This is a genomic window from Isoptericola dokdonensis DS-3, from assembly GCF_001636295.1.
GTDB classification, from domain to species: Bacteria; Actinomycetota; Actinomycetes; order Actinomycetales; family Cellulomonadaceae; genus Isoptericola; species Isoptericola dokdonensis.
Genome location: NZ_CP014209.1, coordinates 3,316,102 through 3,335,169 on the forward strand (window position 1 = coordinate 3,316,102; position 19,068 = coordinate 3,335,169).

The following is a 19,068-nucleotide window of genomic DNA, read 5'->3' on the forward strand; positions in this document are numbered from 1 at the left end:
CCGTGGGCGACCGTGCACGAGATCATCCCGACCGCGGCGCCCCGGGTCACGGTGCTGCAGCACTCCTCCGACGTCCCGCTCGACCGGTTCGCACGGTCGCTCGGCGAGGTCCGCCTCGTCCGCCTCTACGCCGGCGACGCCGTGCCCGCCCTCGACGAGTGCGGTGACGGGCTCGTCGTGCTGGGCGGCCAGATGAACGCCTACGCCGACGACGTCGCGCCGTGGCTCCCGGCCGTGCGTGCGCTGCTCGCCGAGGCGGTGGCCGCCGGCCTGCCGACGCTGGGGATCTGCCTCGGCGCGCAGCTCCTCGCCGTCGCCGGGGGTGGGAGCGTGGCCATCGCCGCACCGCCCGGGCGCGAGGCCGGCGTCGTGCCGGTCCGGTGGCGTCGCGAGGCCTGGGACGACCCGGTGCTCGCCCCCGTCGTCCAGGCCACCGGCGCGCAGCGTCCCGACGACCTCGAGCACCCCGCCCGCACCACCGCGGTGGTGTCGATGCACGCCGACGCCGTCATCGAGCCGCCCCGGGGCGCGCAGTGGCTCGGCTGGTCCGACACCTACCCCTACCAGGCCTTCCGCTGGGGTTCGGCGCTCGGTGTCCAGTTCCACCCCGAGGCGAGCCCGTCGCTCGCCGTGCGGTGGGCGCTCGGGCACACCGACGTCGACACCGCCGCCGTGCACGCGCAGGTCGTGGCGCACGACGCCGTCCTCGCCGCGACGGGCGAGCTCCTCGCCGCCGCGTTCCTCGACCAGGTGCGGGCCGCCGTCGGCCGGGAGGCCACCGCCGCCTGAGAGCTCCCTGGCGAGGTCCTGCCATGGCGGGAACCCGCCAGCGCGGACCGTTGACCACGGCAAACGCGTTCCACGACGGTGCGAGGGTCCCTTCTCACGAGGAGCCTCGATGACACCCACGCACCACCGCGTCCGCGCGGGGACCCACCGGACCCGCAGCGCCGGACGGCTGACCGCCGTCGTGCTGGCGGCCGCGCTCGGCGCCACCGCAGCCGTGCCGGCCGCGGCCACCGCCGATCCCGACCGTCCAGCCCCCGCGTCCCACGCCCCGCTCACCGCTCTCGACCCCGACGTCGTCGCCGACATCACCGGCCACGACGACCCCTACCTCGACACCGAAGCCCCCAGCGGCTTCGACCCCGTCGTGGAGGGCGACGACGCCGCGGCGCTCGACGCCAAGCTCGGCGACGCCGACCAGCTCGCCCTCACCGAGGCGCAGGCCGCCGAGGAGGACATCGTCACCGTCCTGCTCGCCGTCGAGCCGGGAACCGTCGACGAGGTGCAGGAGGCGGTCGCCCGCCACGGCGGCTCCGTGGGACGCGCCGAGGACGACCTCGGCTACGTCCGCGCGACCGTCCCCGTGGACGACCTCCCCGCGCTGGTCGCGCAGGACGACGTCCTCGCGGTCGACCTCGACCGCGAGGTGGAGGTGCCGGACCCTGCTCCCGTCGACACCCCGGCCGGCGGTGCCGCCGCCCGCGCCGCGGTCACCGGCGGGCCGGGCGCGCCGTCCGCCAAGACCCCGACGAAGAACCCGTACCTGCCCACCGGCGAGACCGGCGCGGCGGACTTCACGAGGACCCACCGCACGTCCGACGGCCGTGGCACCGTCATCGGGATCCTCGACACGGGCGTCGACCTCGCCCATCCCGCCCTGCGGACCACCACCGACGGCAGGCCCAAGGTGGTCGGCTGGTTCACGGCGACCGACCCCGTGGTCGACAACGACGCGACGTGGCAGCGCATGACGACGACGGTCACCGGTCCGTCGTTCCGCTACACCGGCACCCAGTACACGGCCCCCGCGGGCACGTACCGCATCGCGGGACCGCTCGAGAGCTCGTCCGCGCGGGCCGAGGCGCTCGGCGACCTCAACCGCGACGGTGACACGACCGACCGCGTCGCGATGCTCTACGACGAGACGACGCACGAGGTCCGCGTGGACACCGATGCGGACGGCGACTTCGTCGAGGAGACGCCGATGCTGCCGTTAGACGTCGACGGCCAGGTCGGGCAGCTCGGCACGGACGACCCGGACACCGACGTCGTCGAGAGCATGCCGTTCGTCGTCGAGGTCCGCGAGGACGTCGACCTCTCCCCGCTCGGCGGCATCAACGTCGGCCGGACCGCCGACTACGTCAACCTCGGCGTCGTCTCCGGCCAGCACGGCACGCACGTCGCCGGCATCGCGGCAGGCAACGGTCTGTTCGGCGGGGCCGTGCAGGGTGCCGCACCGGGTGCCCAGATCGTGTCCGCCCGTGCGTGCACATGGAACGGCGGCTGCACGTCCGTCGCGCTCACCGAGGGCATGATCGACCTCGTGGTGGAGCATGACGTCGACGTCGTCAACGTCTCGATCGGCGGCCTCGTGCCCCTCAACGACGGGTCGAGCGCCGTCGCGCGGCTCTACGACGAGCTGGTCGACACCTACGACGTCGACATCGTCGCGTCCGCCGGCAACGACGGTCCCGGTCTCAACACCGTCGCCCCGCCGTCGACCGGTGACTCGGTCATCAGCGTGGCCGCGTCCGTCAGCGACGACACGTGGTTCGCCAACTACGGCGCGCGCGTCCCCACCGACCTCGCCCTGTTCCCGTTCTCGGCGCGCGGGCCCTCGGAGGACGGCTCGCTCAAGCCGACGCTCGCCGCTCCGGGTGCGGCCGTCTCGACCACCCCGACGTGGCTGCCCGGCGCGTCCGTCCCCGAGACGGGCTACGACCTGCCCGCCGGCTACAGCATGCTCAACGGCACGTCGATGGCCGCGCCGCAGGTCGCGGGTGCGGTCGCGGTGCTGCGTTCGGCCGCGCAGGCCCGCGGGCTCGAGGTCTCGGCGGAAGGCATGCGCACCGCGCTCATGGACAGCGCCGACCTGATCGACGACGTCCAGGTGGCCGAGCAGGGTGCCGGTGTCGTCGACGTCGCCGGCGCCTGGCGGCGGATCGTCGTCGACGGCGTCCTGCGACCTGGGCACGCCGAGTACACGGTCTCCGCGCCGGTGTGCAGCGAGCTCTCGGGTGCGCTGACGACCCCCGACCACGGCGTCGGGGTCTACGACCGCTGCCTGCCCGCCGACGGCGGTCTCGCGCCGGGTGAACGCACCACCTACGACGTCGACGTGACCCGCACGACCGGCGCGGCCGGCACGCGGCTCCACCGGCTGACCCTCGTCGGCGACGACCGCACGTTCGACGTGCCGCCGGTGGTGGCCCTGCGGCGGGGCGACACTCGGACCGTGGCCGTGCAGGCGCGGCCCCGCACCGCGGGCCTGCACTCGGCGCTGCTGCGCGTCGACGACCCGCTGACCCCGGGCGTGGACCACGTGGTCCCGCTGACGGTCGTGGCCTCCGAGGTCGCGGCGGCGCCGCGGCGCACGGTGGTCTCGCAGGGCACCGTGCCGCGCGGCAGCGCGACGTCGATGTTCGTCGCGGTGCCCGAGGGTGTGCAGAACCTGCAGGTGTCGCTCACCGGTTCCGGTGGGAAGCCGACCTCCGGCGACGTACGGGTCCGCGCGTTCGACCCCGTGGGCCTGCCGGTCGACGGCCCCGACGCGTGCTACGTGGCCACCGCGACCTGCGACCCCGCCGAGCACTCGTACGAGCGACCTCGGGCGGGCGTCTGGGAGCTCGTGGTCGAGGCGTCCCGCCGGTCCGGGAGGGCCGAGCCGGGGTACCGGGTCGAGGCGGTGCTCCAGGGTGTCACCCTCGAACCCGCGGCGGTCACGCTCGACGGGCTGTCCGTGCACACCCCGGAGCAGGTCACGCTCATGGCGACCAACGACTGGGGAACGCTGGACGTGCGGCCGGCCGAGGGAGCGCTCGGACGTACCGTCGCGCTGTGGTCCACCGTGGCCGACGGCGGGGTGGTGCAGAACCGGGTCGACGTGCCCCGCGACGGCACCCTCGTGGACCTGACCATCACACCGCGCGAGGACGACACCGACCTCGACGTGCTGTTCGTGCACGCCGCCACCGGGCGACTCGTCGCCCGCGGGCAGGAGGTCGGGTCGGTGGCCGAGCGGGTCGTCGTCCGCGACCCGATGCCCGGCTCGTACTACCTCGTGGTCCAGGGGACCTCGTTGCCGGGCGAGACGGCGGCCTTCGACTACGTCGAGAAGATCTACTCCCCGTCGATCGGCGCCGTGACCGCCACGGACACCGGTTCCCGCGAGCTGCGGCCCGGAGCCTCGTGGGGGCTCGACGTCGGCGTCTCGGCGTTCGCCCACCCGTTCGGAGCACGCCCGCTCGTCGGCGCCGTCCCGCTGGTCAACCCGGAGGGTGCCTACGTCGGCAGCGCCGACGTCATCGTGTCGACGGTGACCACACCGCAGGCGACGGTCCTCGACGAGGACCAGCCGTTCGTCGGCACCGACATGAACTCGTCGGGGCTCGTGGTCGGCGACGACCAGATCTCGTCCCGCACCACGCCGGTCACGTGGACCGCCGAGGACGGTACCCGCGCGCTCGACATGGGCGCGGGTCGGACGAGGGGTTCGGCGTACGGCGTGAACGAGGGCGGGGCCGCCGCCGGACAGGTGATGTCCGCCGGCGGGACGATGGCCGCGGTGCTCTGGCGTCCCGACGGCACCCTCGTCGAGCTCGGCGCGCCGGACGGCGCGGACTACCGGGGCTCCTACGCGTACGGGCTGAACGACGCCACGCAGGAGCACGGGGTGCAGGTGGCGGGGATGTCCGTCCGCACCGAGCAGGTGGACGGCGTGAGCCGTCAGGTCACCGACGCCTGGGTGTGGACCGACGGCTCGGGGTTCCGGATCCTGCCGCACCTGACCGGCGACGGGCGGGCGACCACAGCCGTCGCGATCAACGACGCCGGCTGGGTCGTGGGCAGCTCGCTGACGGACGGCGTGCGGCACGCGGTCCGGTGGTCGCCGGACGGCGAGATCGAGGACCTCGGCGTGCTGCCGGGCATGTTCGACTCGTCGGCGCAGGCCGTCAACGCGGCGGGCGACGTCGTCGGGATCTCCGGCGACGACGCGTTCGTGTGGACCGCCGAGGACGGGATGCGACGCCTTCCCGACCTCGGGTTCGACGGCACCGTGACGGCCATCACCGACGAGGGCTGGGTGCTGGGTGACGCGCAGCTCGCACCGGAGGTCGCCACCCCCGTCGTGTGGGACCCGCAGGGCCGCCTGTACGACCTCGGCCGGATGGCTGACGGCTCGGCCGTGCTCCCGGCGCAGTCGTTGGCCATGCACGGGTCGGAGGTCCTCGTGTACGGCTTCCGGCCCTCCGGTTCGGGTGTCGTCCTGCTCGACCTGCCGTCACTGCCGTAACGCGCTGCGGCCACCGCCAGGGCCGAACCGGCCTGCGAGGTGCAGGCAGGGCCGGGGCCGGGAGACGTCGTCTCCCGGCCCCGGCCGCGCGTCCCGCCCGTCCGGCAGGTGGCGCGCAGAACTGGCCGGTCAGGACTCGATCTGCGGCGTCGGCGTGCCCGACTTCAGCGCGGCGAGACGCGCCTCGAGCTCGACGTCCTGCATCGAACCCTCGAGCTCGGCGAACTGCGACTCCAGCGACGACGCCGCGATCTCGGCCTGGCCCATCGCCTGGGCCTCCTCACGACGCACGGCCTCCTCGAAGCGGGACAGCTCGCTCGTGGGGTCCATGACGTTGATCGAGCCGATCGCGCCCTGGACGGCCTGCTGCGCCTGGGCGGCCTTCTGCCGGGCGACGAGCTGGTCGCGCTTGCTCTTCAGCTCGCCGAGGCGGTCCTTCATCTGGCCCAGGCCGGTCTTGAGCTTGTCGACGGTGACGCGCTGCTGCTCGATCATCGGCTGGGCGGCACGCACCTCGCCCTCGGCGTCGAGCTGCTTGCGCAGGGCCACCTTGGCGAGCTGGTCGAACTTGTCGGCGTTGACGGGGTCGCCGCCGGAGCGGTACTCGTCGGCCTTGCGGGACGCGGCCAGCGCCTTGGCGCCCCACTCCTGCACGGACTGGACGTCCTCGTGGTAGTCCTGCTCGGCGAGCCGCAGGTTGCCGATGGTCTGCGCGATGGCCTGCTCGGCCTCGGCGATGTTGTTCGTGTAGTCCCGGATGAGCTGGTCGATCATCTTGGCCGGGTCCTCGGCGCGGTCCAGCAGCGCGTTGATGTTGGCCTTCGCGAGCTGGCTCATACGCCCGAGGATGCTCTGCTTCTGCGTCATGTCGTGCCTTCCTTGGTCCGTGCTGTCACAGGTCTCGACGTCCGAGAGCCCCGGGAGGTTTCAGAACCGGCCGCCGCCGCTGCGACGACCACGCCCGGCACCGCCGCCGCGCCCGCCGCGGGCACGACCGCGCGAGGCACCCATGCCCCGGGCGCCACCGTACCCCCGGGGTGCGGACGGGCGGCGGCCACGCCCGCCGCCCGACAGCACGGAGTCGAGGAGGATGCCGCCGAGCACCATCCCGCCCAGGCCGGGGGACCGTGTCCCGTGCGAGCGGGACGGCCCGGCCTGCCGCGCGGACCACGCCTCGGCGTCGGCGTGCGCGGCCGCCGCGGCGGCGTCCGCGACCCGCTCGGCCTGCTGGGCGGTGCCGAGGGCGGCGTGCGGGTCGGTCTGGCCGGCGGCCTCGCCCGCGAGCCGGGTCGCCTCGGCGAGCAGGCCGCGGGCCTCCGCACCGACGGCGCCGCGCCGGGTCGTGACGAAGTCCTGCGTCGTGCGCAGCCGCACGTCGACCCGACCGAGCACGTCGCGCACGAGCGCCCGGGCGCGGGCGTCGGACTCGGCCTGCTGGCGCAGGGGTGCGAGCGTGGCGTCGAGCGCCGCCTCGGCGATGGCGAGGCGGGACAGGGCCGCGAGCGGGTCGCCGCCGTCGCGGGCGTCCTGCGCCTGGGCCGCGGCCTGGCGCGCCTCGGCGGCCGCGGCCCGCACGACCGGTTCGTCGGGGGCGAGCCGGTCGGCGTCCACGAGGTCCTGCGTGACCGACGCGACGGCCTTGTCCAGGGACGTCGCCGCGTGCGCGAGGTTCCGGTCCGCCGAGTCGACGGCATCGAGCAGCGAGCCCGCCTGGTCGAGCGCGGCCTGCGCGGCCCGCGCCTCGGCGACCGCCACCCCCTTCGTCCGCCGGCCGAGCGCGGCTCGACCCGCCTCCACCGCGGCACGGGCCCCCGCGATCAGCGTCGCCGCCTGGTCGGGGTTGCCCGTGACCGACGCGAGCGCCGTCGCCGGGTACGTGCGGGTGAGCCCGGACAGCACGCTGCGCGTCACCTCGATGCGGGCCTCGAGCTCGTCGGAGCGTGCCGCCGCCTCGTCGAGCACCTGCGGCGCCCGGGACTGCAGGGCCCGCAGGTCGTCGAACGCGCGGGCCTGCGCCTCCAGGGCCGCGGACGCCGCGGCGCAACGCCCGACGACGTCCCGCAGGACCGCGTGCTCGTGCGCCGGATCCACGCCGCCCGGCACGTCGGTGACCGAACCGCGCAGCGCGAACGCCGCCGCGACCTGCTCGCGCGCCGTGTCGAGCACGGCGGCGAAGTCCCGGGTCGCGTCCACGCCGAACTCCGCCTCGGCGAACGCCAGCTCCTGCGCGGACGACCGCACCGCGTCGTCGACCGCGACGAGCGCGCTGCCGGTCCGGCGCCGCAGCTCGTCCAGGTCCAGGCCGGCCAGCGGGTCCACCTGGCGACCCGACCGGCTCCGTGCCGCCTCGGCGCCCCGCGACGTCAGGTCGCGGTCCCGCCGCCGGGACCGGACGACCAGCACCACCACGACGACCAGCACGAGCCCGCCGGCCGCCACCAGCCATCCGAGGGGGAGTCCCGAGGTGTCGGGCTCGTCGACCGTCGTCTGCGCGAGGACCGCGTCCACCGCGGCGACGGTCGCGCCCGCCCAGTCGTCGTCCCGCAGCTCGTCCACCGCGGCGTCACGCACCACGTCGAGCTGGTCGTCGTCGAGCGCGACGTTCTGGTCCACGCTCATCCCGTACAGCCGGTCCTCCGTGGCGACCGCCAGCAGCAGGTCGTCCGGCCCGAGGCGGGCGTTGTTCGCCGTCTGGTCCGCCCAGGCCCGCCCGTCCGTGCCGTCGAACCGCTCCACGTACACGACGAACAGCTGGTACGACGTCTGCTCGGCGAGCTCGTCCAACGACGCCTGCACCTGCTCGAGGCCCGCGTCGTCGAGCACCCCCGCGACGTCCGTCACGTCCCCCTCGAGGTCGCGCAGCGGTGCCTCGGCGTGCGCGGCCGTGCCCGGCAGGCCGAGCAGCAGTGCCAGCAGGAGCACGACGACGGACGGTGCGGCCGGGCGTCGCCGCCCGGTCAGGGGGGACGGCATCACGTGGTGCATCGTCCCGCGCGGCCCGCCGCGTCGCAATCCGGGAGATCCCGGTTTGTCCGTCGCCGACCGGTCCTCCGGGGTGCGGCGGGGAGCCGGGCGACGGCCTCAGTCGAGGCCGTCGGCCTGCCGCTCGTCCACGGTGCGGGCCGCCTCGCGCGCCGCACGCCGGTTCCGCTCCCGGCGGCCCCCCCGCGGGGTGTCGGGGTCCGGCACCGGGTCGCGCAGCATGTCCGAGTCGACGAGCTCGTGCCGCTGCAGGTACGTGTTGCCCACCGCCTGGATGGTCGCCGCGATCGGCAGCGCCAGGAACGCGCCCAGCGCCCCGAACACGGCACCGAACGCCAGCACCGCGACGAAGCTCACCGCCGGGTTCATCTCCAGCGCCCGCGCCGACACCTTCGGGGAGAAGTACAGGTTCTCCAGCTGCTGGTAGGCGATGATGAACGCCAGGACGCCCAGCGCCTGCGGCAGCCCCTGGGACGTCAGGGCCACCGCCACCGGGAGCGCCCCGCCGATGTAGGTGCCGATCGTCGGCACGAACTGCGAGACCACGCCCGTGAACAGCGCCAGCGGCAGCGCGTACGGCGTCCCCATGATGACCAGGAACACGGCGGTGAACGCCGCCGACAGCGCTGCGAGCACGATCCGTGAGCTGATGAAGTCCGACACCTTCACCTGCGTGATCTCCCACAGCCGCAGCACCTCCGTCTGCCGGTCCGGCGTCAACCACCGGCACACCGCCACCCGGAACTGCGGGCCCGCCGCCATGAGGTAGTACGTCACCAGCCCGATCGTCAGCGCCGCGAACACGAACCCGACGATCGTCGCGCCCACCGCGATCGTGCCCGACGCGACGTCCGTCCCGTACTCGTCGAGCAGCTGCGTCAGCAGCTCGTCCGACGGCGGCCACGTGACGTCGAACGTGGACTCCGCCCACTGCCGCACCGACGCGTACAGCGACGGCAGGGACTCCACCAGCTGCACCAGCTGCTGCACGAACAGGTTGCCGAACATCGCCAGCACCACGACGGCCACGATCACCGACCCGAACAGCGCCGTCCCCGCCGCCACACCGCGCCGCCAGCCGTGGCGCACCAGCCACACCACGATCGGCTCCAGGGCGAGGGCCACGAAGAACGAGATCAGCAGGTACACGAAGATGGTGCTCAGCTGGCCCAGCGCCGACCACGTCCACGCCGCGACGAACACCGCCACCGCGCCCATGACGAGCACCCGCGGCACCCAGCGCGGCGGGCGGCTCGAGTCGTGCTGCAGCGGGCGGTCCGGGCTCGGGGCGACGTCGTCGGACATGCTCGCACCGTATTGCCTCACCGCCCGCTTGTCCCTGCGGTGGTGCTGCCGCCCGCGGTCACGCCGCCGGGTGGGCCCGTACCCGGTCCGTCCGGCGCAGCAGGTCGACGACGCGCGACCACGAGTCCGCCCCGTGCCCCGCGTCGACCGCGTCCTGGGCGAGGGAGCGCATCAGCTCCGGCAGGGCAGGGTCCGTCCCGCTCGCCCGGCTGGCGGCGACCATGTGCTCCAGCGCGCCCAGCTCCATGGCGATCGTGTCCTCGTGACCGGGGTGGGTCCCGGCGTCGACGTCGGCCGCCAGCGCGTCGACCGTCTCGGGCAGCAGCGCCAGCACGTCGCGGGCCCGGGCGGCGAAGGCGGTGGCGTCGAGCCCGGCGTCCGTGACCATCGCGGCCGCGTGCAGGAACGCCGTCATCCCCGCGAAATAGACCTCGAGCATCGCGGTGTCGAGCAGGGACGCCAGCCCGGGGTCGGTGCCGACGTGCTCGGTGCGCCCGGCGAGCCGTTCGAGCACGGCGCGATGGCGGTCGAGGAGGTCCGCGTCACCGGCGTAGAGGATCTGCGCCTGGGGCGTACCGATCAACGGGACGGGCACCATGATCGCGCCGAGCAGCACCGACAGCCCGCGCTCGGCGGCCCAGGCGTGCGTGGCACGGGCCTCGTCCGGCGTCGACGACGCGAGCACGACGACAGTGCGTCCCCGCAGGGCCTCGGGCGCCACGGAGTCGAGCACGGAGCGCGTCGTCCCGTGGTCCCGCAGGCAGGTGATCACCAGGTCGGCCGAGGCGGCAGCGGCCAGGTCCGGCGCGGCCACGGCACCCTCGGCGGCGAGCTCCTCCGTCCGCGAGCGGGTCCGGTTCCACACCACGGGGGGTGGTCCGGCGGCCAGCAGGGCCCGCGCGAGCGCGCTGCCCATGGGTCCGAGACCGACGACGGCGGTGGTGGGTGCGTGCTCGGTGATGGTCATACAGTGAGTCTCGGCAGAACCGGCTCACGGGTGAAGTACCCACTTTCACGTGCGTACCCACCTCGAGGTCAGTGGCCGCGGACGAGAGGGAGTGCCATGACCGAGTTCCTGTGCGGCCTCGACGCGGCGGTCGCCGTCGTCGGCGGCAAGTGGAAGCCGTTGATCCTGTGGGCGCTGTCGGTGCAGCCGCGCCGCACCGGTGAGCTGCGCCGTGAGCTGCCCGGCGTCTCCGAGAAGGTGCTGATCCAGCAGCTCCGCGAGCTCGAGCGCGACGGCGTGGTGCGGCGCGAGGTGCACGACCAGGTGCCGCCCAAGGTCGTCTACAGCCTCACCGACGACGGCTTCGCGCTCGACCGGGCGCTGCGTCCCCTCGGGGACTGGGGCGAGGAACGGATGATCCAGATCAACGCGGGGCGTCAGGCCGGCACGCCCTGACGTCGGCGCGCCTCACGTCGTCGCGTCGCCGGGCGCGGCGGCCCGCAGCATCTCCAGGAGCGGAACCGCTGCCGTCTCGAGGAACTCCACCTGCTTGGCGTCGCCGATCTGGTGCAGCGCCAGGTCGGTGAACCCGGCCTCCCAGAAAGCCGACGCCGCCTCGACGATCGCCTCGAGGTCGGGACCGCAAGGGATCGACTCCGCGACGTCCGCGGGCCGCACGAACGCGCTCGCGCTGTCGAAGGCCTCGGTGGTGGGCAGGTTGGCGTTCACGGGCCAGCCCAGACCGAACCAGCGGAACTGGTCGTGCGCGCGTCCGACAGCGGCGTCGCGGTCCGGGTCCCAGGAGATCGGCAGCTGCCCGAACTTCCGGGACGGCGGCAGCTCGGCCTCCTCGCGCGCGGCGTCCCACTGCTGCAGCAGGCCGGGCTCCGGCTCGGTCGCGACCAGATGGTCGGCCAGCGCGGCGAAGATCCCCACGGACTGTCGCCCCGACACCGCGACACCGATCTCCACGGGGTCGTCCGGCACGTCCCACAGGCGCGCGGAGTCCACCTGGAAATGGTCGCCGCGGAAGCTCAGCAGATCCCCCTCGAAGAGCGCCGCGATGATCTGCACCGCCTCGGCGAGCATCTCGTGCCGCTCGTCGACGGCGGGCCACCCTGCCCCCACGACGTGCTCGTTGAGGTTCTCGCCCGCGCCGAGGCCCAGGGTGAACCTGCCCTCGGACAGCAGCCCCATCGTGGCGGCCTTCTGCGCCACCACCGCGGGGTGGTAGCGCAACGTCGGACAGGTCACGAAGGACATCAGCCCGGTGCGCCGCGTCGCCTGGGCCACCGCGCCCAGCACGCTCCACGCGTACGGCGAGTGGCCCTGGGAGTCCAGCCACGGGAAGTAGTGGTCGCTCATCACCTCGAAGTCGAAGCCGACGTCCTCGGCCCGGACCGCGTAGTCGACGAGGCTCGTCGGGGCGGACTGCTCGGTCATCAGGGTGTATCCGAATCTGGTCACCCGTCCACCGTGGGACGGAAGCGGCCGGCCCGCACCTCGACGCCTCGGGCCCCAGCCTCTGCTGCACTGCGCCAGGCCCCAGCCTCTACTGCACTGCGCCCAGGTCCTCGCTCAGGTGGTCGGACCTGGGCTGCGTTCCGTGGCGGCCGGGTCCCTCGTTCCTCGGGCCCCAGCCTCTACTGCACTGCGCCCAGGTCCTCGGCGTCGACGATGCGGTAGGCGTACCCCTGCTCCGCCAGGAACCGCTGACGGTGGGCCGCGAAGTCCTGGTCCACGGTGTCGCGGGCGACGACGGCGTAGAAGTGCGCGGTGCGACCGTCCTGCTTGGGCCGCATGACGCGACCCAGCCGCTGCGCCTCCTCCTGGCGGGACCCGAACGAGCCGGACACCTGGACCGCGACCGACGCCTCGGGCAGGTCGATGGAGAAGTTCGCGACCTTCGACACCACGAGGCGGGAGATCTCGCCGGACCGGAACGCGCCGAAGAGGCGCTGCCGCTCCTTGACCGACGTCGCACCGGTGATCAGGGGCGCGTCGAGGTGCGCGCTCAGCTCCTCCAGCTGGTCGATGTACTGGCCGATGACGAGCACCTGGTCGTCCGGGTGGGAGGCGACGATCTGCTCCACCACCCGGTTCTTGCCCGGGGCGCACGCGGCGAGCCGGTACTTGTCCTCCGGCTCGGCCGTCGCGTACGTCATCCGCTCGTGGTCGGGCAGGGTGAGGCGCACCTCGACGCAGTCGGCCGGCGCGATGTACCCCTGCGCCTCGATGTCCTTCCACGGGGCGTCGAACCGCTTGGGCCCGATGAGGGAGAACACCTCGTCCTCGCGGCCGTCCTCCCGCACGAGCGTTGCGGTGAGCCCGAGACGGCGGCGGGCCTGCAGGTCCGCGGTCATCCGGAAGATCGGCGCGGGCAGCAGGTGCACCTCGTCGTAGACGATGAGGCCCCAGTCGCGGGCGTCCAGGAGCTCCAGGTGGGAGTACACGCCCTTCCGCTTCGTCGTGAGCACCTGGTAGGTCGCGATGGTGACGGGGCGGATCTCCTTGCGGGCGCCGGAGTACTCGCCGATCTCGTCCTCGGTGAGCGTCGTGCGGCGCACCAGCTCGTCGCGCCACTGCCGGGCGCTGACCGTGTTGGTCACCAGGATCAGCGTCGTCGTGCTCGACTGCGCCATGGCGCCCGCACCGACGATCGTCTTGCCGGCGCCGCAGGGCAGCACGACGACGCCGGACCCGCCGTGGAAGAACCCGTCGACGGCCTGCTGCTGGTAGGGGCGCGGCTCCCAGGGGGCCGCCTCCTCGTCCGGGTACACCGGACGGGTGGTGGGGGACAGGGCGATCGGGTGCGCCTCGCCGTCCACGTACCCGGCCAGGTCCTCCGCGGGCCAGCCCAGCTTGACGAGCGCCTGCTTGAGGTTGCCGCGCTCGGAGGCGTGGACGACGACGGAGACGTCGTCGAGCCGTTCGCCCACCAGTCCGGCGGTCCGCTTCGACTTCAGCACCTCGGCGAGCACGGCGCGGTCCGTCGACTCCAGCACCAGCCCGTGCGTCGGGTGCGAGTGCAGGGTGAGGCGTCCGTAGCGGCCCATCGTCTCGGCGACGTCCACGAGCAGCGCGTGCGGCACCGGGTACCGCGAGTACTCGATGAGGGTGTTGACGACCTGCTCGGCGTCGTGGCCCGCGGCGCGCGCGTTCCACAGGCCGAGGTCGGTGAGCCGGTAGGTGTGCACGTGCTCGGGGGCGCGCTCCAGCTCGGCGAACGGCGCGATGGCGCGGCGTGCGGCACCGGACTGCGGGTGGTCGACCTCCAGCAGGATCGACTTGTCGCTCTGGACGATGAGGGGGCCGTCGGGCATGGACGTCCTTCCAGGAGTGGGGGAACCTCGGTTCCAACGCGGACGGGGCGCCCGGTGTTCCGGGGCGTCAGGCGGGCTCCACCGACGCGATCCGGTGCACCGCCACGGTGAGCTCGGCCTCCCGGTCCGCGTCGAGGGCGCGCAGGCGCCCGCCGTCGAGCCGCAGCGGGCGCAGCGCCCGCCGCTCCAGGGCGCCCGTGCGCCCGGCCATCTCGATCCACACCACGCGCCCGTCGCGGATCGCCTCGTGGAGCAGCGCGAGGGCGTCCCCCGGGGAGGAGACCGGATCGTCCGCGACGGCGGGCGGCGGTGCCGGGGCCTCGACGGTCGTGGCCCGGTCCGACGGCGCGGAGCCCGCCGGCAGGGTGACCGACGTGGTGCCCGCCGTCGCCGCGACGGGGGTCGCGACGGGGGTCCCGCGCATCCGGGCGACGACGGCGGCCCGGGCGTCGTCGTCGGTGCCGCGGACCGTCGGCGCGTCCCGGCGGACGCGGCCCCGGTCGAGGCGCGGCGGCCGGGCCCGGCGGCCCACCGCCCGCCCGTCCGGTCCCTCGAGCGCCGAGAGCAGGCCGCGTTCGCGCAGCACGTCGTGCAGCTCGGCGGGAGGCACGGCGGCGCCGACCACCGTCGGCGCCAGCCGCACCAGTCCCAGCCGGGCGAGCCGTGGGTCCTCGACGAGCCCGGCGAGCACCGCAGGGTCCGCCGCCCGCACGTACGCCTGCACGGCTCCGACCCGCAGGGCCTCGTGGCGCCGGGCGGTGTCCCGGACGAGGTAGTCCAACGGCTGCGGGACGGGCACGGGAGAGCGGTGCGCCAGCTCGGCCAGCAGGTCGTCGCCGGAGCGGCCCTGGTCGAGGGCGCGGGTGACCGACGCCGTGGAGAACCGGACCGTCGTCGCGGCACCGCGGGACTCCACGTCGGCCGTCAGCGCGAGCAGCCGCGCCAGCTCGGCGTCGGGACGCCCGGGCACGATCCCCGTGAGGTCGCCCTGGAGGAGCACCTCGTGCACCTCGGCCGGGAGCGCGGCGCGCAGGCGCTCGGCGAGCACCACCCGCGTCACGTCGCCCGGGCCGTCCGTGCCGGAGCCCGGGGCGACACCGGTCAGCACGGCCCCCGGCGCGGACAGCGCGCCCGCCCCGGTGACGCCCAGCAGCGCGGCCTCGCGGAGCAGCCCCGCGACGGCGGCCTCCGGCGGCACCGCCCGTGGGGAGCTCCACCGCAGCACCTCGACCACGTCCCCGACACCCAGCGCAGTGCCCGGCTGCGCGTCCAGGACGTCGAGCACCGCGGCCCGCAGCCGGGGGACCCAGGGGCGGTGCAGGTCGGGGGACAGCGGCGCCCGCACGGTGCCCTTCTCGTCGCGCGACCCCACCTGCCAGGCGGTCCGGCGCGACGACGCCCAGGCGAGCGCGAGGCCGGCCCACCGGTCCGCGTCGTCGCCCTCCTCCCAGCGGTCCGCGTCCGCGGTCGGCACGTACGAGGCGGGGGAGTCGCCGTCGTCCGCGACGAGCCCCGCGGTGGCGGCCACCTCGACCACGACCGCCGCCGTCGACTCGTCCGTCTCCAGGTCGAGCGCGAGCCGCCGCAGGTCGCGGACGGTCAGCCCGCCGGCCCGCAGGGTGCGCGGCGGGTCGGCGTCCCAGGCGGCCACCAGGCGGGCGACGAGCCGCACGGCCTCCAGCGCGGCGCCGGCCGCCTCGGCGTCGACCGCGGCCGGGGGGACCGGGCGGCCCGGCGGTCGCGGCGCGACGAGCTGCGGGTCGCGGTGCGTGCGCCCGGCACGCAGGGCGAGGCCCACGTCCCGGGGCAGCAGGACGTGGCGGGCGTCGGTGCGCAGCAGCAGCCCGGCGTCCACCAGCCCGTCGACGGCCGTGCGCGCCGTGGAGCCGGGTGCCGGGACGACGCCGACGGGCGGACCCCAGGCGAGGGCGTCGAGGACCTGCTGCTCGGCCGCGGAGGCCCGCGGGAGGTCGAGGTCCGGCGCCGGGCCGTCGGACGGGCGGGCGGGGCCGAGACCTGCCGGGTAGGGCCCGAGCACCTCCTCCAGGCCGGGGGCCGGGTGCAGCCCGTCGCCGTCGTCCCACACCAGGCCCGCCGGGCGGGCGATCTCGAGCACGCGGCGCACGGCGTCGGCCGCGGTCCCGAGGGCGGCGGCGAGGTCGTCCGGCGCGACCGGCGTCCGGTCGGAGGCCAGCGCCACGAGGGCCTCGAGCACGGCGAGGGTGCCGGCGTCGAGGTGGGCGACGGCGCGCTCGGTGCTGGTGCGGCTCGCGGCGCGCGCGGCCAGGGAGCGCAGCGACGACGGGGCGGGGGTGCCGAGGTCGGGGCGAGCCGCGAGCAGGGCGACGAGCTCGTCGTCGCTGCGCTGCCGCACCCACTCGGCATAGGTACCGGCCATCTGATCGATGCTACGCGTCCTCGGTGGCTCCTCCGCGCGAACCGGGCTCCGGCAGGTCAGCCGGCGGTGGCCCGGCACACCTCGGCCCAGGGGGTCGGCATGATGCCGAACCGTTCCCGTGCGGCGGTGTCGTCGAGCACGTAGGGGCGCTCCCACTGGTAGATCAGCTCGCGCAGCTCGCGCATCAGCGGGGACACGGCCGCGGCGGCGGCGAGCACGCCGCCGCGCAGGGTGCGGACCGGCACGGGCGGCAGGTCGACGGCGGCCAGGACGTCGCCCAGCGCCTCGGCCTGCGTGCGCGGCGGGTTGGACGGCACGTGCCAGGTGCGGCCGTGCGCGCCCGGGTCGGCGGCCGCCGCGGCGAGGGTGCGGGCCACGTCGCGGACGTCGGTGAAGGTGTGCGGCTGGTCGGCGCGGCCCATCATCCACACCGCGCGGCCCCGGCGGGCGGCGGGCACGACGCGCGACACGTGGCCGTTGGCGCCGACGCCGGGCCCGACGTAGTCAGACCCGCGCACCTCGACGGCGCGCACCCGTCCGGCGTCGTGCGCGGCGCGGGCGTCGGCCCAGAGCCGGGCGCGCAGGCGGCCCTTGTGGTCGGTCGCGGCGTCGGGCAGGTCCTCGGTCATCGGCCCGTCGACGGGGCCGTAGGGGTACAGGTTCCCGGTGATGGCGTACACCGCGCCGGACCGCTCGGCGGCGGTGAGGAGGCCGGCGGCCAGGGGCGGCCAGACCGCGTCCCACCGCGTGTAGTCGAGCGGGTTGGCGCAGTTGTACAGGACGTCGACGTCCCCGCAGACGGCGAGGAGCGAGCCGGCGTCGGAGGCGTCGGCGGCGACGTGGCGCACGCCCGGGACGCCGGTGTCGCGGCCGGACCGGGTGGCGACGGTGACGTCGTGACCGGCCTGGACGAGGTGGGCGGCGAGGCTGCGGCCGACGGGGCCCGCCCCGACGACGAGGTGACGGTTCATGATCATCGCTCCCTGTTGTGATCACTGCTCTCGAAACGAGCCTGGCACGGCGTCGACGCCAGCGCAAGAGCAGTGCTCTCCCGCCGTCGACGCGGCCTCGCGCGGGACGGCATCGAGGCCCGCCCGGCGCAAGTCCTGCCGCGGGTGAAAGAGGGGTGAAAAAGGGCCGTACCGGACGGGGGTGAAAAGGCGGGTGAAAGGCCGCTCAACGGTCACCGCAAAGGGCCCTCGCGCTCCTAGCATCAGGAAACGCCAGTCGTCCACCGTCGTCAGTACGACAGCCGCTCGTCGAGGAACATCGAGTCCCTCCGGAGCACCCGTTGTCGCGAGGAGCCCACCGTGTCGATCGCCGAAGTCAGGGAGTCAGCCCTCGGGGCGCTGCTCGGTGCGCGCGCGCAACGGTTCGAGGACGTCCAGGACACGTTCCGCCGGGAGCGCTGGCAGACGCGGTACCGCCAGCGGCTCATGGTCACCGACGCCCTCGCCGTGCTGGCGGCCGTGCTGATCGGCGTCACCCTCGCCCCCGTGCTGTTCAGCGGTGGCAACCCCGCCCTGTTCCCCGCGCTCGGACTCGTCATCACGGTCGGGCTGCCCGTCTCGGTCGCGCTCTGCAAGGGCTACGACCCCAAGGTGTTCGGCTCCGGGCCGGAGGAGTTCCAGCGGGTCTTCGACGCGACCTGGCGGCTCGTGGCGACCCTGGCGCTGGCGGCCCTGGTCGTCGGCTGGACGGGGATGCGGGAGGTGCTCATCGTCGCGGGCCCCGCGGCGCTGGCGCTGCTGCTCGCCACCCGCTGGTCGTGGCGCCGCGTCCTCGTGCGTGGACGCTCCGGCGGCCGCTACACGACGTCCATGCTCGCCGTCGGGCTGCGCGACCAGGCGGAGCGGCTCATCGAGGAGATGCACGCCCGCAGCTCCGGCTACCGGGTCGTCGGGGTGTGCGTGGCGGGCGACGAGATCCGGCCGGGCGAGCACATCCTCGGCGTCCCGATCCTCGGCGACGCCCGCGACGCCGCCGCGGTCGCCACCGCGTGCGGCGCGGACTGCGTCGCCGTCAGCGGCTCCGACGTGATCACCGCCGACGTCGTGCGCAGCCTCGGCTGGGAGCTCGAGCCCATCGGCGTGGACCTGCTGCTCACCGCCGAGCTCGCCGACGTCGCCGGCCCCCGCATCACCGTCACCCCCGAGCAGTCCGTCTCGCTGCTCCACGTCGAGGCCCCCCGGTTCTCCGGGCCGAAGTACCTGGCCAAGACGGTCATGGACTGGACCGGTGCGCTCCTGGTGACCCTCGCCGCCCTGCCCGTCATCGCGGTCGTCGCCGCCGCGGTGGCCACGACCAGCAAGGGGCCGGTGCTCTACCGCCAGGACCGCGTGGGCCGGCACGGTGCGACGTTCCCGATGCTGAAGTTCCGGTCGATGCGGGTCGGCGCCGACGCCGAGCTGCACGTGCTGGGCGGCGAGAACCACGCCGACGGTGCGCTGTTCAAGCACCGCGACGACCCGCGGGTGACGCGCGTGGGCCGGGTCATCCGCCGGTACAGCCTCGACGAGCTGCCCCAGCTCTTCAACGTGCTCGCCGGCCAGATGTCGCTCGTCGGGCCGCGGCCCCCGCTGCCGCACGAGGTCTCCCGGTACGAGGCGCGGATGCGCCGTCGGCTGCTGGTCAAGCCGGGCATCACCGGGCTGTGGCAGGTGGGCGGCCGGTCCGACCTGCCGTGGAAGGAAGCCGTCCGCCTGGACGTGTACTACGCGGAGAACTGGACGCCGTTCGGCGACCTGCTGATCCTCGCCCGCACGGCCAAGGTCGTCCTCACCGGCCGCGGGGCCTACTGACGCAAGAGCGCTGC

The 19,068-nt window shown here is 74.8% G+C and carries 12 protein-coding genes; 4 read left to right on the forward strand and 8 right to left on the reverse strand.

The genetic code is table 11. The features are described 5' to 3' along the window. Positions 1–12 precede the first annotated feature (12 nt). Positions 13–789 (forward strand): type 1 glutamine amidotransferase, encoded by a 777-nt coding sequence (locus tag I598_RS15215; protein WP_232314185.1) that lies wholly within the window; start codon positions 13–15, stop codon positions 787–789. A 109-nt stretch (positions 790–898) separates the two neighbouring features. Next, the gene (locus I598_RS15220) at positions 899–5,299 is read left to right on the forward strand and encodes a S8 family serine peptidase (protein ID WP_068203867.1); all 4,401 of its coding nucleotides are present in this window, start codon (positions 899–901) and stop codon (positions 5,297–5,299) included. Positions 5,300–5,428: 129 nt separating this feature from the next. Here I598_RS15220 and I598_RS15225 read toward each other — a convergent pair whose 3' ends face one another. The 4 genes from I598_RS15225 to I598_RS15240 form a co-directional block, all read right to left on the reverse strand. Then, positions 5,429–6,166 carry a PspA/IM30 family protein gene (locus I598_RS15225; protein ID WP_068203869.1) on the reverse strand — a complete coding sequence of 246 codons (738 nt, stop codon included), beginning with the start codon at positions 6,164–6,166 and terminating at the stop codon, positions 5,429–5,431. A 60-nt stretch (positions 6,167–6,226) separates the two neighbouring features. Then, a complete protein-coding gene (locus I598_RS15230) occupies positions 6,227–8,272 on the reverse strand; it encodes a TPM domain-containing protein (RefSeq protein WP_232314186.1) in 2,046 nt (681 codons plus the stop codon). Between the two features lie 108 nt (positions 8,273–8,380). Next, the gene (locus tag I598_RS15235) at positions 8,381–9,586 is read right to left on the reverse strand and encodes an AI-2E family transporter (RefSeq protein ID WP_068203871.1); all 1,206 of its coding nucleotides are present in this window, start codon (positions 9,584–9,586) and stop codon (positions 8,381–8,383) included. A 58-nt stretch (positions 9,587–9,644) separates the two neighbouring features. Then, entirely contained in the window at positions 9,645–10,553 is a 909-nt protein-coding gene (locus I598_RS15240; RefSeq protein ID WP_068203872.1) for an NAD(P)-dependent oxidoreductase, read from the reverse strand. 96 nt (positions 10,554–10,649) lie between these two features. Between I598_RS15240 and I598_RS15245 the strand changes: the two genes are divergently transcribed. Beyond that, entirely contained in the window at positions 10,650–10,988 is a 339-nt protein-coding gene (locus tag I598_RS15245) for a winged helix-turn-helix transcriptional regulator (RefSeq protein WP_068203873.1), read from the forward strand. Positions 10,989–11,000: 12 nt separating this feature from the next. Here the strand turns inward: I598_RS15245 and I598_RS15250 are convergent, their stop codons facing one another. The 4 genes from I598_RS15250 to I598_RS15265 form a co-directional block, all read right to left on the reverse strand. Continuing rightward, positions 11,001–11,999 carry a TIGR03557 family F420-dependent LLM class oxidoreductase gene (locus tag I598_RS15250; RefSeq protein WP_068203874.1) on the reverse strand — a complete coding sequence of 333 codons (999 nt, stop codon included), beginning with the start codon at positions 11,997–11,999 and terminating at the stop codon, positions 11,001–11,003. Positions 12,000–12,175: 176 nt separating this feature from the next. Beyond that, positions 12,176–13,855 carry a DNA repair helicase XPB gene (locus I598_RS15255; RefSeq protein WP_068203875.1) on the reverse strand — a complete coding sequence of 560 codons (1,680 nt, stop codon included), beginning with the start codon at positions 13,853–13,855 and terminating at the stop codon, positions 12,176–12,178. Between the two features lie 67 nt (positions 13,856–13,922). Next, positions 13,923–16,253 (reverse strand): helicase-associated domain-containing protein, encoded by a 2,331-nt coding sequence (locus I598_RS15260; RefSeq protein ID WP_068203876.1) that lies wholly within the window; start codon positions 16,251–16,253, stop codon positions 13,923–13,925. A 56-nt stretch (positions 16,254–16,309) separates the two neighbouring features. Then, positions 16,310–17,224 (reverse strand): NAD-dependent epimerase/dehydratase family protein, encoded by a 915-nt coding sequence (locus I598_RS15265; protein ID WP_068205345.1) that lies wholly within the window; start codon positions 17,222–17,224, stop codon positions 16,310–16,312. Between the two features lie 339 nt (positions 17,225–17,563). On the opposite strand from I598_RS15265, the gene I598_RS15270 reads away from it, so the two are divergent. Then, positions 17,564–19,054 carry a sugar transferase gene (locus I598_RS15270; RefSeq protein ID WP_232314187.1) on the forward strand — a complete coding sequence of 497 codons (1,491 nt, stop codon included), beginning with the start codon at positions 17,564–17,566 and terminating at the stop codon, positions 19,052–19,054. Positions 19,055–19,068 lie beyond the last annotated feature (14 nt).